The organism is Ornithinibacillus californiensis (assembly GCF_001038485.1).
Taxonomy (GTDB): domain Bacteria; phylum Bacillota; class Bacilli; order Bacillales; family Amphibacillaceae; genus Ornithinibacillus; species Ornithinibacillus californiensis.
Map to the genome: position 1 here is coordinate 25,164 of NZ_LDUE01000046.1, position 15,382 is coordinate 40,545.

A 15,382-nucleotide genomic window follows, 5' to 3' on the forward strand; every position below is an offset into this window, starting at 1 on the left:
TGATAATATATTAAAAAACAGTGGGCTAATAAATGCCTCACTGTTTGTATATGGGTTAATTTTATTCTTGTGTACTAAGCACCATTTCTCTTTCCACTTTAGCAGAAGGCAATGCTTTTTGCACAATAGCTTGAAGTTCATTTGCAAGCTCGGCACTTTTCATAGTTTCATAGACTTCGGGCAAAATAGGGTCATGAATCGTCATGCGAATTGTAGAGCCTTGCACTCGACCATTACCTTCCTCAAGCATTCGATATGTTCCATCAATGGTTACTGGAACGATTGGCACATTGGCCTTAGTCGCTAACCGTAAGCTACCAGGCTTAAATTCATTTAACTGATTCCCTCGACTTCTTGTGCCCTCTGGAAATATTACTAGTGAATGGCCATTCTTTAAGCTTTCTATCCCTTGATTGATAGCTTTCATAGACTGGCGTCGGTCAGCACGATCGATAAACACACAATTTATTAAGCCCATCCAAGTTCGAATGATAAACAATTTATTGATTTCTTTTTTAGCAATAAAACCAACTGGTTTACCCAAATGTCCAAGGAAAGCTAATATATCAAATAATCCTTGATGGTTGGCAACATATAATACCGGGCCTTCAGGAATATTTTCTCTACCTGTCACTTGTACATCTGTACCGGTAGCTTTTATTACCTTTTGAGAAACTCTTTCTGGTGTTGTGAATATCTCTTTTCGTATCGCTTCTGTAGTTTGTTGTTTGTATAGCTTTTTCGCTTTTTGAAGTTTAAAAAGACTACCTATTACTAAGATAACTGCATAAGAATAAATTTTAAATGAAAATATCATTGCTGTCTCCCCCCACTATCCATTCTTAATTATACTTTTAAATCGCTCATCTTCAAGGAATATTTACCTATTACTTATAAGTGACTAAGAATTCTATGTTAATATAATGGCAACTATAAAAATAGGAGTCCCAATATGAAAACAGAAAAAGAAAAAATGATAGCTGGAGAATTATATGATCCAACTGATCCAGAGTTGGTAAGTGCCAGATTAAATGCCCGCAGACTAACGAGGTTTTATAATGAAACGCTGGAAACAGACGAAGTGAAGCGAACTGAGCTATTAAAGGAGCTGTTTGGTTCTAGCGGAGAAAGTATATTCATTGAACCTACATTCCGTTGTGATTACGGGTACAACATACATGTTGGAGAAAATTTTTACGCCAATTTTAATTGTGTTTTCCTAGATGTATGTAAAATTAACATAGGTGAAAATTGCTTTATCGCACCAGGAGTCCATATTTACACAGCGACTCATCCATTAAACGCTAAGGAAAGAATTTCTGGCATAGAATTTGGAAAACCCGTTACAATCGGTAATAATGTGTGGATTGGGGGAAGTGCTGTTATTAATCCTGGTGTTACCATTGGGAATAATGTAGTTGTTGCATCTGGTTCCGTGGTAACAAAGGATGTTCCGGATAATGTAGTAATAGGTGGAAATCCTGCGAGAGTAATTAAAGCGATAGAAGAATAAATTCATATAAAAACGGACGGTACTAAAACCGTCCTTTTATCATTTACCTATAAACTGCTGCGTCCAAATAATTTCCTCTTTTACAAAACCAACACCAATATGCGTATAGCTTGGATTTAGAATGTTAGCCCGATGTCCTTCACTATTCATCCATGCCTGCACAACTTCCTCAGGTGTAAACTGTCCTCTAGCAATATTTTCTCCTGCTGTTTGGTATGTAACACCAAATTCATCCATCATATCGAATGGTGTGCCATAGGTTGGGCTAGTATGATCAAAGTATCCATGTTCCGCCATGTCTTTTGATTTGGCCCGAGCTACTTTTGCAAGCTCAGAATCAATACTGAGTAGCGCCAAACCATGCTTTGCCCGTTCCTGATTGGTTAATTCTACAACTTGTTGCTCATACGTAGATTGGCTAACGGTAGTATCTAGTCTTTTAATAAATTGTTGGGTCCAATAATACCCATCGACTTCAAACCCTACGCCAATATGAGTAAAGTCAGGGTGAAGAATATTTTCTCGATGCCCTTCACTATCCATCCATGCTTGAACAACTTCGCTCGGTGTAGTTTGACCTCTTGCAATGTTTTCACCTGCTGAATAGTATTTAATTCCTAAGCTCTCCATCATCGCAAACGGGGAACCATAGGTTGGGCTATCGTGAGAGAAATAATTATTAGTCGCCATATCTACTGATTTTTTACGAGCGACATTCGCTAAACTTTCATCTAATTTAAGTGGCTTGAACCCATGCTTGTCACGTTCCAAATTCGTAAGGCGAATGACCTCCTGTTCAAATTCAGCCTGACTAAGCGTTGCTTTATTCGGAGTTTGATTCTTTTGTGGTGTTTGCCTTTTAGTTTTCTTTTCCTCCTGAACTGATTCTTTCGGAGGTTCTGTAGCCTGGGCAACTTCTTCTACTTTCTCTTTTCCCACTTCAACAGGATGGTTTTCCTCTTTTAAGGCAAGAACTTTCGTATTAATTTTTTTCCAATCCACATGTGCTAGTTTAGTTTCTTCCATCGTAAAAAAGAAGTATTCTTCCAATGAAGATGCAGTATATTTATAAAAAGTACCATCATTAAAATAATAGCGGTCAAATTCGTTATTTTCCGCCCCAACATGGATAGGTATGACAAGGAATGTGATCATGGTGAGCAGTAATCCTATAGGTTTTAATTTATTTTTCATGTTGTGTAGCCACCCCTTTCTATCCTAATTCCATCAGGATTCGACAATTCCAGTGCTATTATCTCATGTTTTTTCCTTGATGAATTTTCCATTTTTATTACAATAAACAAAAAATGTAAAGCAAATGAAACTTGTGTTTAGTCTGGTTTTATCTTATTTTAATATAGTACCGCTAAAACTTTAGCGATGTATATTCAGGCAAATATTGCTAATAATGTTAGCTAGTTTGGCAGATAATAAAATTATGTTGTCTGTTGACGCCCACAATTATTTTGTCGAAATAGAAGATTATATAGTAGAAAGACTATTTGTCATCAATGGAGGAACTTATTATGTTTTCTAATGCAGAAATCGGTATTGATCTAGGTACTGCAAATATACTTATTTATGCCAAGAACAAAGGCATTATTTTAAATGAACCATCGGTTGTTGCAATCGATATTAATACAAAGCAAGTCGTAGCAGTTGGTACGGAAGCTAAAGAAATGATTGGTAAAACACCAAGAAACATCGTACCCATTCGCCCATTAAAAGATGGGGTTATTGCAGATTATGATGTAACAGCTCAAATGCTAAAAGCTTTTCTAAAGAAAGTTAGCAAGAAGCTAGGCATGTCTATGCGCAAACCCAATGTCGTAGTTTGTACACCTTCTGGTAGCACAACGGTAGAAAGAAGAGCTATCCATAATGCCGTAACGAGCTATGGTGCAAAAACGGTGCACTTAATCGAAGAACCAGTTGCAGCTGCAATCGGAGCTGAGTTACCGGTGGACGAACCAATTGCAAACGTAATTGTTGATATTGGTGGTGGTACTGCAGAAATCGGTATTATTTCACTAGGTGGAGTTGTTTCTTCAAGCTCTGTTCGCGTTGGTGGAGATAAAATGGATGATGAAATAATTCAGTACATCCGTAAGAAGTATAATATCTTAATCGGTGAACGTACAGCTGAAAACGTAAAAATGGAAATTGCCTATGCACATCCAAATCATAAAGAAGAATTCGTAGATGTTCGTGGTCGTGACATGGTAACCGGTTTACCGAAGACTGTTTCTATCTCTTCAAAAGAGGTTTATGCAGCAATAAGAGAATCGCTAGAACAAATTCTACAAGCAATCCGTGTGACGTTAGAAAACTGTCCACCTGAATTAAGTGGTGACATTGTTGATCACGGTATTGTTATTACTGGTGGAGGCTCCTTATTAAAAGGTATGCAAGAATGGTTAGCACATGAACTATCAGTTCCAGTTCATATTGCGCCAAATCCATTAGAATCAGTAGCAATCGGTACTGGTAAAGCAATTAAAATGATATCTAAGCTTGAAAAAGCAATGAAGTAATGGGAAACGGGGGTTATGGCTCCCGTTTTTTTATTATATTGGCAATTTGGTTGATGATGTACTAATTTTGGTTGATGTTTTCTTTTAACAGTTGATACTTCAAGAAAAACGGTTGATGTTTTATTTATTCGGTTGATATCCCTTTTTACTGGTTGATGTCTATCATTTTTAGGTTGATATTTGCCAATAACGGTTGATAGCACCTAAGTTATGGTTGATGCCTCTCTTCCTCATCATAATAAACCATCACTAATTACACAATACCTGTTTACAAATTTTTCAGAATAAATTAAACTATAGGAAAGAGTCATGTTAAAACGCTTACACCGTTATTCCACATGACCTGTTTAAAACAATTCCTATTTAACTAAACTGCCTAGCTTGTTCACAGCTCAATTCCTGACCTGTCCCAACAAGCCAAAAGCCAGTTCAATTTGATCTACAGCACGCTAGCTGTGTTCATTTTGAATTGGCTTTTTTTATTAACATCTCAAGATATCAAGTAAACGAAAACTATCACGAAAGGAGTGTAGCCGTGTCAGGAGCTTTAGAAAATATCAGAGTTCTTGATTTAACCCGGGTTCTTGCAGGACCTTATTGCACGATGATTCTTGGAGATCTTGGTGCAGAAGTTATCAAGGTTGAAGCGCCCGGTGGGAGTGATGAGACGAGAAAATGGGGTCCACCTTTTCAAAATGATGTTAGTGCTTATTACCTTTGTGCTAACCGGAATAAGAAAAGTATCACCTTGAACCTAAAGTCAGAAGAAGGAATTCAAACGATCAAAGATTTGGTAAAGGAATCAGACGTGGTGATTCATAATTTCAAAACAGGGACGATGGAACGTTTTGGGATAGACTACGATCAGCTTGCTAAAATAAATCCGGGTATTATCTTCTGTTCTATTACTGGATTTGGTGAAACTGGTCCTCACAAAGATCTACCTGGTTATGATTTTATTATTCAAGGGATGAGTGGATTAATGAGCATCACTGGTGATGATGCCTCTGGCCCACAAAAAGTCGGAGTAGCCATAACGGATATTTTGACCGGGCTTTATGCCGCCATCGGAATTCAAGCTGCAATAATCGAAAGGCAGCAATCCGGTCAAGGACAAAAGCTAGACCTATCCTTGTACGACTCTGCAGTCAGTGCCCTAATTAATATCGGTAGTAACTATTTAATGTCAGGGAAAATTCCATCAAGACTAGGAAACCATCATGCGAACATTGTCCCGTACCAAACCTTCCAAACCATGGATGGAGAGATGGTTATTGCCATCGGTAATGATAATCAGTTTAAAGCATTTTGTACTATCTTAGGAAAAGAACAATATAGTGAAGATGAGCGCTTTAAAACAAATCCTGCTCGTGTGGAACATCGAGATATTTTAGTTCCTTTAATCCAGGAAATTCTAGTGACTAAACCTACCAGTTATTGGTTGGATAAGTGTCATGAAAACAACATCCCATGTGGGCCGATTCAAAATTTACAGGAAGTAACGGAAGATCCGCAGCTGCATGCTCGTGATATGTTCTTGGAAACGGAGCATCCAACCGCTGGCCTAATTAAGATGATTGGTAGTCCATTAAAACTCTCACGGACCCCAGTCACATTAAGGCACCATCCACCAGATGCTGGTGAACATAATGAAGAAATCTTACAATCTATTAAAAATATAAATCAGGAGTGAAGAAGAATGAATTTTAATTTTACCGAAGAGCAAAATATGTTACGAGAAACAGTTAGAAGTTTTGTAGATAAGGAGATTATGCCGTATATCGCGGAATGGGATCGCGAAGGGCAATTTGATCCGAACCTTTATAACAAATTAGCAGACCTTGGCTTTATGGGTGTTTGTATCCCAGAAGAGTACGGTGGAAGTGGCATGGACTATAATTCCCTTGCTATCGTATGTGAAGAACTAGAGCGTGGAGACACTGCATTCCGTACAGCTGTATCCGTTCATACCGGATTAAACTCCATGACTCTTTTACAATGGGGTAATGAAGAACAAAAGCAAAAGTATCTTACTCCACAAGCAAAAGGTGAAAAGATTGGGGCATTCGGCTTAACAGAGCCAGGTGCAGGTTCAGACGTTGCTGCTTTACAGTCTACTGCAGTAAAAGATGGAGATTATTACATTTTGAATGGCTCTAAAACATGGATTTCTCTTTGTGATGTTGCCGACCATTTCCTAGTGTTTGCTTACACCGATAAATCGAAAAAGCATCATGGTATTTCTGCATTTATCGTAGAAAGAACTTGGGACGGATTCTCTTCTAAAGCCATCAAAGGAAAACATGGAATTCGTTCTGGTAACACTGGTGAGCTTTTCTTCGATAATGTGAGAGTTCCCGCGGAAAACTTACTCGGTGAAGAAGGAGAAGGTTTTAAAATTGCAATGTCAGCACTAGATAACGGACGATTCACGGTTGCTGCTGGTGCCGTTGGCCAAATCATGGCTTGTCTGGAATCTAGTGTGAAATACTGCCATGAGCGTGAAACTTTTGGAAAACCTATCGGGAAGCACCAACTAGTACAACAAATGATTGCCAAAATGGAAGCAGGTTTACAAATGAGCCGTCTACTAGTATACCGTGCTGGCGAGCTGAAGAATGAAGGAAAGCGTAATACGAGAGAAACATCTCTTGCAAAATGGCAAGCATGTGACTTTGCCAACCGCGCTGCCGATGATGCGATGCAAATTCACGGTGCGTATGGGTATTCGGATGAGTATCCAGTTGAACGTTATCTACGTAACTCGAAAGCTCCTGTTATCTATGAGGGAACACGTGAGATTCATACGGTCATGCAAGCGGAGTATGTACTGGGCTACCGTAAAGATAAACCATTAAATCAAATGTTACCTGCATGGAATCCTGATAAAGAACTAGTTTAATAACACTCAAGAGTCGCATCTGCAAATTGCTAGAATATTGCAGGTGCGATATGCTTATTTATAGAATAAAAGACTATTTGGGGAGGATTGTTCATGATATCAACATTAACCAAAAGTATTTATATTAATGGCGAGTGGCGCGACATTGATTCATCCAAAACACAAACCGTTTACAACCCAGCTACATTAGAAGCGATCACGGAAGTTGCCAATGGGGGACAGGAAGAAACGAAAGAAGCGATTGAAGCTGCTTCAAAAGCGTTCCCTGCATGGAGTGAAATGACTGGAAGACAGCGTTCTCGGGTACTTTATAAAGCTGCAGAACTTATGAGAAAAGATGCAAAACGACTCGGTGAAATATTAACGAAGGAACAAGGAAAGCCACTACCTGAGGCAGTTGGTGAAGTTAAAGGGGCTGCAGGATTTTTACTTTGGTATGCCGAAGAAGCATCTCGCGGATATGGCGAATGGATCCCTTCTTCTGTTAAGACAAAGCGTATGCTAGTCGTTCCAAAGCCTATTGGTGTTGTCGGAGCCATTACTCCGTGGAACTTCCCATCATCCATGATTACGCGTAAATTAGGCCCAGCACTAGCAGCAGGCTGTACGGTTGTTCTTAAGCCTTCACCCGAGACCCCGCTTTCAGCTATAGAAATTGTGAAAATTTTTGAGGAAGCAGGAATGCCTCCAGGAGTTGTCAATCTAGTAACTGGTGATGCACAAGCAATCGGAAAAGAAATGCTAACGAACAAGGAAGTTAAACTGATTACATTTACCGGCTCAACTGCTGTTGGAAAATACTTAATGCGGGAAGCTGCTGATCAAGTGAAAAAAGTTTCTCTTGAGCTTGGTGGTCATGCACCAATCATTGCGTTTGAGGATGCAGACCTAGATAAAGCTACTACACTTTCATTAGCAAGCAAATTCCGTAATAACGGTCAAACCTGTATTTGTGCAAACCGCTTGTATGTTCATGAATCAATTGCGGATGAATTTACGGCATTGTTAAAAGAAAAACTAGAAAAAATGAAAGTTGGAAATGGTTTAGAAGAAGGCACAGAGCTTGGACCATTAATTAGTGAACAAGCAAGGGAAAAAGTCGAAGCACATTTAAATGATGCACTGAACAAAGGTGCAGAAATCGTGTCTGGTGGAAACAAATGGGACGGAGAACTACAAGGTTATTTCTGTCCACCAACCATTGTAAGAAACGCAAGCGATGATATGAAGGTCATGCGTGAAGAAACCTTTGGCCCTCTATTCCCTATACAAACATTCACAGATGAAGCTGAGGTTATAAAAAAAGCGAATGATACAGACTATGGATTAGCCGCTTATATTTTTACAGAAAATACTAGCCGCACCTTGCGCGTCGCTGAAAAACTTGATTATGGGATGATTGGTGTAAATGATGTCTTCCCATCTGTACCAGAAGCACCATTTGGTGGTATCAAGCAATCTGGTAGTGGTGGTAAAGAAGGCGGCCATCATGGAATGGATGAGTTTTTGGAGAAAAAGTTAATTTCTATTGCAATTGATTAAAAGTAAAAGCCGGCATTAGAAAAATCCTAATGCCGGTTTTCTCATCTATTCTGTAATAGCATGATGCTTCTCTAGCCCATTCTCAAACACACGGTAATCATATACTTTTCCATCTGAGTGATTTAGATAAAAGACACTATAGCTTTTCGCTTTATTTTCATCATCCCAGTCTATGAACAATTGGGCTTGAACTTTTCCCTCTTTTAATCCTTCTGTATCTATCCCTGCCATATCATCAAGAGGGGACGCATAATTTTCTCCAAAGTCATATCGCCAAAACTCTCCACCATCAGCTAAACTGCTAGCATATTTAATCTCTATTATTGCTCTCACTTCTTCTTTCGTTAAACCAAGACTAAATCTTTCCTGAATCATTGCTGCTATTTCATTATCTTCTTCTTTGATCTGTTCCACATTAAGAATTTCTAGATCAGCTTCTGATACATCAAATAGATAAAACTTATCTACCGACTCACCTATTAACCAAAAAGTAAAATCCTTATATTCTTCAAAAAGCATGATGGAATTTTTACCTGGGCTAAACTGTTTCTCACTTCCTTTACTAGGTTTTTCAAGTGTTACGAATAATTCAACAACTGCACTACCAGCCTCAAGTCCGTCCATTTCCAAAAATTCAAATTCAATAATATCACCTTGTTTTATTGGAGAACCATCCGCATTCATACTAGTTGGCGATGCAATTAAATCTCCCTTTTGATATACTCTTAATTCCATCGAGTAAATATCAAATGGCAGTTTATTCTCAATCAAAAAAGTATACTCTACTTCTTCTGTATCATCTGTAACCGGTGGAGTAGGATTCCTTTCAAAGGACCCTTGAGGTTGTTCACTTTCACCTACAAAGCTTTGATTATCAAATATTAGTGGTAATGCAACGATTACTAATAATAATACTACCACAGCAGTGGCTGCATAATACTTCCATTGGACCCTATTACGTGTAGTCATTGGCAAATCCATTTTCCGATTAATATCCTCAATAATTTCTCTTTGTTCATTCTCTGGTAATCTAAACTTTTGATTCAACGATTTTAACCCTTGATTCACATCATCATACTGTCTCATGGCTAAAATCCCCCTTTTCCAGTTCTTTACGAAGAGCTTTCATGCCCCTAAACAAATTCACTTTTACTTTGTTTTCAGTCCAACCTAGAATCGTTGCAGTCTCATTTATCGAAAACTCTTTGATTTTCCTTAGGACAATAACATCCCGATAAGCAAGTTTTAGTTTATTTAGAGCTATGTATAGTTCTTGTTCTGATTCGTTTAACATGGCAGCTTTCTCAGGGCTTAGCTCAGTTGATTTCAATATTGGAATTGAATCTAAGAAGTAAGAGATTGGCTTTTTCTTCCGTATATCATCAATGGTTAAGTTTCTGGCAATACGAAAGAGCCAGCCCTTTACATTATCGCCTCGAAAGGAATCATAATGGCTATACGCGCGCAGGAACGTATCTTGTAATATATCTTTCGCTTGTTCATGGTCACCAATTAAAAAATGAATATAATTATAGATATCATTGCTATAGGCGTGGTACCAATCATTAATCTGCTCTTTCCTAACTTGCAGGTCCATGACCTCAAATCCTCTCAATCTATGATTTGCTTTTCACTGTATCAACGGATGAAACAGAGAAAAGTTACAAAAAAAAAATAAAACGCTCTATTACGAGCGTTATTCAACATCATCATCCTCTGGTTCTGTGAATGGATAAACATACTCATCCAAATCCATCCCTACCCCTATATCAATCATGAATTGCATCTGTTCTATTGTGAGCGAGTATCCTGGAGACATTCCATTGTAAACTTTAGGAACCATACCGATATATGGTCTAATACCATACTCATCTCTTAGCTGAATAATAACGGATACCTTATCCTTAAATGTATTTACAATCTCATCAACTAACCCTTCAAAGTCAAGGGTTTCTATTCTTCCAGTACTATATTTCCATTGTGTATAAGAATATTGTCTTGGATTAATCGCTAGCTGTTTAGCCCGTTCTGGATTATGAAATTCTCCCATTTTCTGAGTCGAAGTAGGAGATATCCCTAGTCTGTCTGTTACGAGGGCTAGTTCAAAATCATAATCATTATCTTCGCTTCCCTCTAGTGCGAAATATATTTCTACAGAGGTTCGCAATGTACTTTTCACAAACTCTTTAAACTTCTCTTCTTCCTCCGAAAATGGGTTATGATTACTTTCCTCAAATATCGTCCAAGAAGCGTCTGGTATCAACTCAGCTATTTCCACACCATACTTCATCGGGCACTGGGAGTCATACTTTCCTGCGTAGATATAGCTTGGAACGCGAATTTCTTTTAATTCTTCTCTAATATCATAAGTAGGATATTCTACTTTTCTAAAATAATCTAACCGTGGTCCAACGGTCTTACCACTATTTGGCTTTTTCAATGCCTCCTGCAGTTTTTCTTCCGAATGATAGGACATTAACGCCCATTCATAACCCAACTCTTTTCTAGTCTCAATCGGTGTTGTTGGGTCTTCTAGCAGGTTCATTATTTCTACAATTCTATTGAACTTAGGATTCTTACTGCAATAGATTGAATCAGGATCTGCACCATATTCATAACTAGCAGCTGCCCCGCCAGCTATAATCTTCGTTAATGAACTTGGACAATTAATCGCATATTTTAACGCAAGCATCCCACCAGTGGAGTGACCAGCAAATCCCCATTTGTGAATCCCCAAAGCCTCACGTACTGCTTCTAGGTCTTGAACCGCCGCATCCATACTGTATTCACTCTCGTCTTCTACTGGAGAAGAATTACCTGCACCTTTCAAGTTTATTAAATACACATGATATTCCTCAACGAATGGATTAGCAAAACTATTCCCTTTCTCATTAAAAGCACTATACAGATGCGTTACTGCCAGTGGTTCTCCACCACCATTTTCAAATACTTCAAATACGCCTCGGTCTGTTTCTACTAATAATCTCGTCCACTCATTTTTCCACATATCTATTCCCCTTTATCTGCACTTCTTTAGAAAGTCTTTGACGATCGGTATGTCTGGCGGATTTATATCTTCCGGAAGTTCGTTTAGACTAAAAAACTTCAATTCTGCTACTTCGTTTTCATCTTCGCTTAGCTCACCTTCGTAGTTCCTACAAATATAAGCTGTAACTACATTGTATACCTCATCACCATGAGGATATTTATAATAGAATTCTTTACCTGAGTAAACATTAAACATTATTAATTCCGATGCAATTAATCCTGTTTCCTCTAGTAACTCTCTACTTGCTACTTCCTCTAATGATTCCCCAAGGTCCATGGAGCCACCCGGTAAACCCCAGCAGTTATTATCCTGTCTTAATTGCAGTAGGATTCTATTATGTTTATCTACTAAAATTACACATGCACCAACCATTATTAGCGGACATGATCCGACTTTTTTTCTTAAATCTGCTATGTATCCCATTGTTATTTTTCCCCTTATTCAAACCGAATGGTGGGTGCATTTTCATCGGTTAGATACTTTATATCTTTATACCCATTTCTTTTAGCTATCTTAAATAATTGTTCGTTCAACTCTGGTTGCTTAGCGAAGACATAGACCTCAGTTGTATCAACAATTATTAAGACAAACTGACATTCACTTTCTAGATAATCCTCATAGCTTCGAATGTCACGTACTTCTTCTTTTTTCCTATATCCTTTCAAATCAACAAAAATAAGATACTGATTTTCCCCTTCCGAGATGATCTCAGACAGCTCCTTACTAGTAAGAATATGGTCCTCAGAAGAAGAAGGGAAAAGTGTTTCACCTATTTCAATTTCTTTATACGACTCTACAGGATCAACTTGCCAAATATAATGCCATATGTCTAAGTCATGTAAAATTTCATATAAGAATTTACCTCTAGCATTTGGGATATTGAACATAATTCCTCTTTTCATAAGGAAAGCCTCACTTCTACTTTAAATTCTCAACTCTGACTTTCTTCTAACCAAGATTTAATGATATGGAAGAATTCTTTTTCCTTCCACAACAGCAATGTATCAACCTCTCCTTTTCGCTCTACAAAATCCTGAAACATACAATCTGCTATATAATAACCGAATCGGCTATAGCCAAACCTCTGACCACCATTGATGGAAAACCACTCTCTAAATATATTTGCGTTCGACTTACCACTTTCCATATCTGATATAAAACTAGTAATAATTTCTTGCTTATTCTCTTTCGCAAATTTCAACCAATCCTCTTCCTCATACTTATAGGAAAAATAGATGGACTCTTCTAGACCCGGAACGATTTGCTTAGAAAAGTGAGTTGCTGCGCCTTCTTGTAATAACCATGTGTATGGGTGATCCCATTTGGCCGATTTCCAATCCATATCATATTGATCCGTGATGATATTATGAGATGCATGGCCGAACTCATGTGCAATGATGACCTTTAAAGGCTCCTCATCAAAGGTAAGTCTCTCCAACGCAAATGTAATATTGGGTATAATTTGCAAGTGTGTGTACGCATTCGAACCATATCCCCCAATGATTAGATTCACATCAATAGGAAACTCAATTTGGTAAACTTCTTGATACAATGCAGTTACATTTTCTATCAAATTACCAATTCGTTCATGAACCTTTTTAATAGAATCCCAGTCTTCCGAATACTTCTGTATCGCTTGATTTAATCTGTCATCTGTATTTTTGCAATGACGAGGAAAATAAGCTTTAAAAATATCTGGATGTTTTTCATAATACTTTCTTAACCCAACTAATGACGGTTCTGCAGGGAAATCTTTACATGTATCTATGATTCTCAAGATTAACCATCCTATCTTTTTCGTAATTGATTATCTTTATCTGCATCAAAATCAACTCTAGTATCTCTTGCCACCTGTATACATTCTAATTTGTCATTAGATAGAAAGGCGTCAATTATCTCTTTGGATCCGCCTACAATACTAAAATCGAAATCATAATCCGTAAAAATACACCACTGCTTGTCTTCCGGCCACCAATAGGTTGGGGATCCTAATTCAAAACCCTCACCTCTATGGTATAAAGTTGTTACATCATTTAATTTTCCATGATACATAAGTTCTCTAGCATGTAAATCAGAATCTTGAGAAAGAGTATATACCGTTTTTAACCATTCAAAATAAAAATAACAACCTGTCTCATTTGTGAAAGGGGTTAATGTATTGATAGTTTCCTCAAAGATATTTCGCTCCATGGTCCCTTCATCGGGGAAAATAAGGTATCTAGGAAGGTTCAGTGACCCGAGTGCATGATGTAATGACCAACCACTAATCTCTTTCGTATAGGGGAGATTCAGCTCATCCATTACTTGTTTGCATGTCATTTTCTCCACATTGTTCATAATCAGCTCTTCATCTGGTTCACACTTAGACCACACTAAATTTTTATCTTTTATATTCCAATCGCGAAGGAAAGGGTTCATAATTTTACAAAAGTGTGTAAATCGCTGAGGGATAAAGTCTGACACTCGACTATTTCCATCAATATTTCTTGTTTCTCTTCGTATCCATTTGAATTCTGTAAAATCCTCTAGCCTGTTCATTTCTCTCCACTCCCACCATCAGTTATAGTTACCCTCTTCTCTATTTTCCTCATGGTTCCATTCCACGTTTATTCCAATTATCTATATCTATTCTAACAAAAATTCTGAAGGTTTTTATAGTTTGGCGAAGAACTTTTAAACAAAAGAAAACGCATAGTTACAACTATGCGCTTGAATGAAATATTCTTTCTATACAGATGCACTTTTCCTTTTTTCCAAATACAACTCGTATTGTTTATGCAAATCCTTCAGTGCAGAAACAATGGCATTCCCAGCTTTCCCCATATAATGTCCCTTTACAGTTCTTACTGGTTCCTCTATTCCATCCTGCAAGCTATAGCCTCTTAATAAATGTTGGACAAAATCACGGCCATGTTCGGTTGCTAAAGTGCAGCTTGCTGCGACAATAACACCATACTTCCAGTCAATCTCAGCGGTAATGGTTAACGTTTCAAACATATTTTGCGCGGCCATACCAGACGGTAATCGAGCATGTCCTGCAATAAAAACGGTATTCATATTAGTTAACAACTCCTTGGATGTAGCCTCGAAAACCTAACTTTCTAGAGATACGTGCTGCGGTTTCTTCTGTTTTGGTTTTTATTTCAGTTAAATTTTCACCTTCAAAATAAGTGGACAAACCGCTAACAGTTAAGGCAGCAATTACTTGATTACGATAATCATAGATTGGGTAGGAGATTCCAGTTGTATTCTCGTCCTGTTCACCAATACTATAGGAATACCCTTCTGTACGTATTCTTGAAAGTTCTTTCTTAAACGTTTCTCGGTTTATTTTATTTTCAGCTTCGTCTAATATTTCTTCTTGCTTCTCTTCTGATAGATTTGCTAGAAGCATTTTAGGGCCAGATCCAATATAAAGTGGGGAGCTTTTACCAATTCGCGTATACAGACGAATGGCTTTATTACTTTCCACCTTTTCAATATAGATTGCCTCGCGGTGATTTATTACCACAAGATGCACTGCCTCTTGAATGTCATTAGCAAGCTTCTCCATATAAGGATAGGCAATTCGTCTAACTTCTAGTTGATCGGAAACTAACTGACCGAGCTCCAATAGCTTTAATCCTAATCGATAGCGACTATCATGTTCATTTTCCTTTAGCTTGTAAACATAATTCATAGATTCTAATGTTGTTAATAAACGATAGGCTGTAGGTTTCGGTAAATTTGCTCGTTCTGATATTTCCTTTAAAGAAAGTTCGTAGTTTTTTTCATCAAATAAGTTTAATAGTTTAAGTGCCTTCTTTACACTTTGGTTCATCTCTATTCTCCTTACCTACAAT

Annotated in this window: 15 protein-coding genes and 3 pseudogenes; 5 read left to right on the forward strand and 13 right to left on the reverse strand. The window is 37.8% G+C overall.

What is annotated here, in order from left to right; all coding sequences use genetic code 11:
* Positions 1–61: 61 nt before the first annotated feature.
* Positions 62–817, reverse strand: a complete 756-nt coding sequence (locus tag TE34_RS10255) for a lysophospholipid acyltransferase family protein (RefSeq protein WP_047984729.1) — start codon at positions 815–817, stop codon at positions 62–64.
* Between the two features lie 135 nt (positions 818–952).
* Here TE34_RS10255 and TE34_RS10260 point away from each other — a divergent pair, with 135 nt between their 5' ends.
* Positions 953–1,513 (forward strand): maltose acetyltransferase domain-containing protein, encoded by a 561-nt coding sequence (locus TE34_RS10260; protein ID WP_047984730.1) that lies wholly within the window; start codon positions 953–955, stop codon positions 1,511–1,513.
* 39 nt (positions 1,514–1,552) lie between these two features.
* Here TE34_RS10260 and TE34_RS21470 read toward each other — a convergent pair.
* Together TE34_RS21470 and TE34_RS21690 are read right to left on the reverse strand one after the other, a co-directional pair.
* Positions 1,553–1,933 (reverse strand): annotated as a pseudogene (locus tag TE34_RS21470) (CAP domain-containing protein); the annotation flags it as partial.
* A 30-nt stretch (positions 1,934–1,963) separates the two neighbouring features.
* A pseudogene (locus TE34_RS21690) lies at positions 1,964–2,707 on the reverse strand (CAP domain-containing protein); the annotation flags it as partial.
* A gap of 332 nt (positions 2,708–3,039) precedes the next feature.
* Here TE34_RS21690 and mreBH point away from each other — a divergent pair.
* The 4 genes from mreBH to TE34_RS10285 all read left to right on the forward strand — a co-directional run bounded on the left by mreBH (position 3,040) and on the right by TE34_RS10285 (position 8,491).
* A complete protein-coding gene (gene mreBH / locus TE34_RS10270; RefSeq protein ID WP_047984731.1) occupies positions 3,040–4,047 on the forward strand; it encodes a rod-share determining protein MreBH in 1,008 nt (335 codons plus the stop codon).
* 535 nt (positions 4,048–4,582) lie between these two features.
* Positions 4,583–5,740 carry a CaiB/BaiF CoA transferase family protein gene (locus TE34_RS10275; RefSeq protein WP_047984732.1) on the forward strand — a complete coding sequence of 386 codons (1,158 nt, stop codon included), beginning with the start codon at positions 4,583–4,585 and terminating at the stop codon, positions 5,738–5,740.
* A 6-nt stretch (positions 5,741–5,746) separates the two neighbouring features.
* Positions 5,747–6,949 (forward strand): acyl-CoA dehydrogenase family protein, encoded by a 1,203-nt coding sequence (locus TE34_RS10280; protein ID WP_047984733.1) that lies wholly within the window; start codon positions 5,747–5,749, stop codon positions 6,947–6,949.
* 93 nt (positions 6,950–7,042) lie between these two features.
* Positions 7,043–8,491 carry an NAD-dependent succinate-semialdehyde dehydrogenase gene (locus tag TE34_RS10285; RefSeq protein WP_047984734.1) on the forward strand — a complete coding sequence of 483 codons (1,449 nt, stop codon included), beginning with the start codon at positions 7,043–7,045 and terminating at the stop codon, positions 8,489–8,491.
* A 45-nt stretch (positions 8,492–8,536) separates the two neighbouring features.
* On the opposite strand, the gene TE34_RS10290 is transcribed toward TE34_RS10285, so the two are convergent.
* From TE34_RS10290 to TE34_RS10330, 10 genes and pseudogenes are all read right to left on the reverse strand, one after another.
* Positions 8,537–9,577: a hypothetical protein gene (locus tag TE34_RS10290; protein WP_047984735.1), complete on the reverse strand. Its 1,041-nt coding sequence runs from the start codon at positions 9,575–9,577 to the stop codon at positions 8,537–8,539.
* On the reverse strand, positions 9,564–10,088 hold the full coding sequence (locus TE34_RS10295) for an RNA polymerase sigma factor (RefSeq protein ID WP_047984736.1): 525 nt from the start codon (positions 10,086–10,088) through the stop codon (positions 9,564–9,566). Before TE34_RS10295 ends, TE34_RS10290 begins: the two co-directional genes overlap by 14 nt.
* 99 nt (positions 10,089–10,187) lie before the next feature.
* Positions 10,188–10,670 (reverse strand): DUF4279 domain-containing protein, encoded by a 483-nt coding sequence (locus TE34_RS21480; protein WP_269083165.1) that lies wholly within the window; start codon positions 10,668–10,670, stop codon positions 10,188–10,190.
* Positions 10,656–11,498, reverse strand: a pseudogene (locus TE34_RS21485) (alpha/beta fold hydrolase); the annotation flags it as partial. The pseudogene TE34_RS21485 and the gene TE34_RS21480, both read right to left, overlap by 15 nt.
* Before the next feature lie 12 nt (positions 11,499–11,510).
* On the reverse strand, positions 11,511–11,963 hold the full coding sequence (locus TE34_RS10305; protein WP_047984737.1) for an NUDIX hydrolase: 453 nt from the start codon (positions 11,961–11,963) through the stop codon (positions 11,511–11,513).
* A gap of 14 nt (positions 11,964–11,977) precedes the next feature.
* On the reverse strand, positions 11,978–12,442 hold the full coding sequence (locus TE34_RS10310) for a DUF2691 family protein (RefSeq protein WP_047984738.1): 465 nt from the start codon (positions 12,440–12,442) through the stop codon (positions 11,978–11,980).
* A gap of 29 nt (positions 12,443–12,471) precedes the next feature.
* Complete coding sequence (locus TE34_RS10315) at positions 12,472–13,317, reverse strand: hypothetical protein (RefSeq protein WP_064971729.1); 846 nt, start codon at positions 13,315–13,317, stop codon at positions 12,472–12,474.
* A gap of 11 nt (positions 13,318–13,328) precedes the next feature.
* A complete protein-coding gene (locus TE34_RS20275; protein WP_053075056.1) occupies positions 13,329–14,078 on the reverse strand; it encodes a hypothetical protein in 750 nt (249 codons plus the stop codon).
* Positions 14,079–14,267: 189 nt separating this feature from the next.
* Complete coding sequence (locus TE34_RS10325; protein ID WP_047984739.1) at positions 14,268–14,597, reverse strand: DUF3870 domain-containing protein; 330 nt, start codon at positions 14,595–14,597, stop codon at positions 14,268–14,270.
* Between the two features lies 1 nt (position 14,598).
* On the reverse strand, positions 14,599–15,360 hold the full coding sequence (locus TE34_RS10330; RefSeq protein WP_047984740.1) for an IclR family transcriptional regulator: 762 nt from the start codon (positions 15,358–15,360) through the stop codon (positions 14,599–14,601).
* Positions 15,361–15,382: the final 22 nt, after the last annotated feature.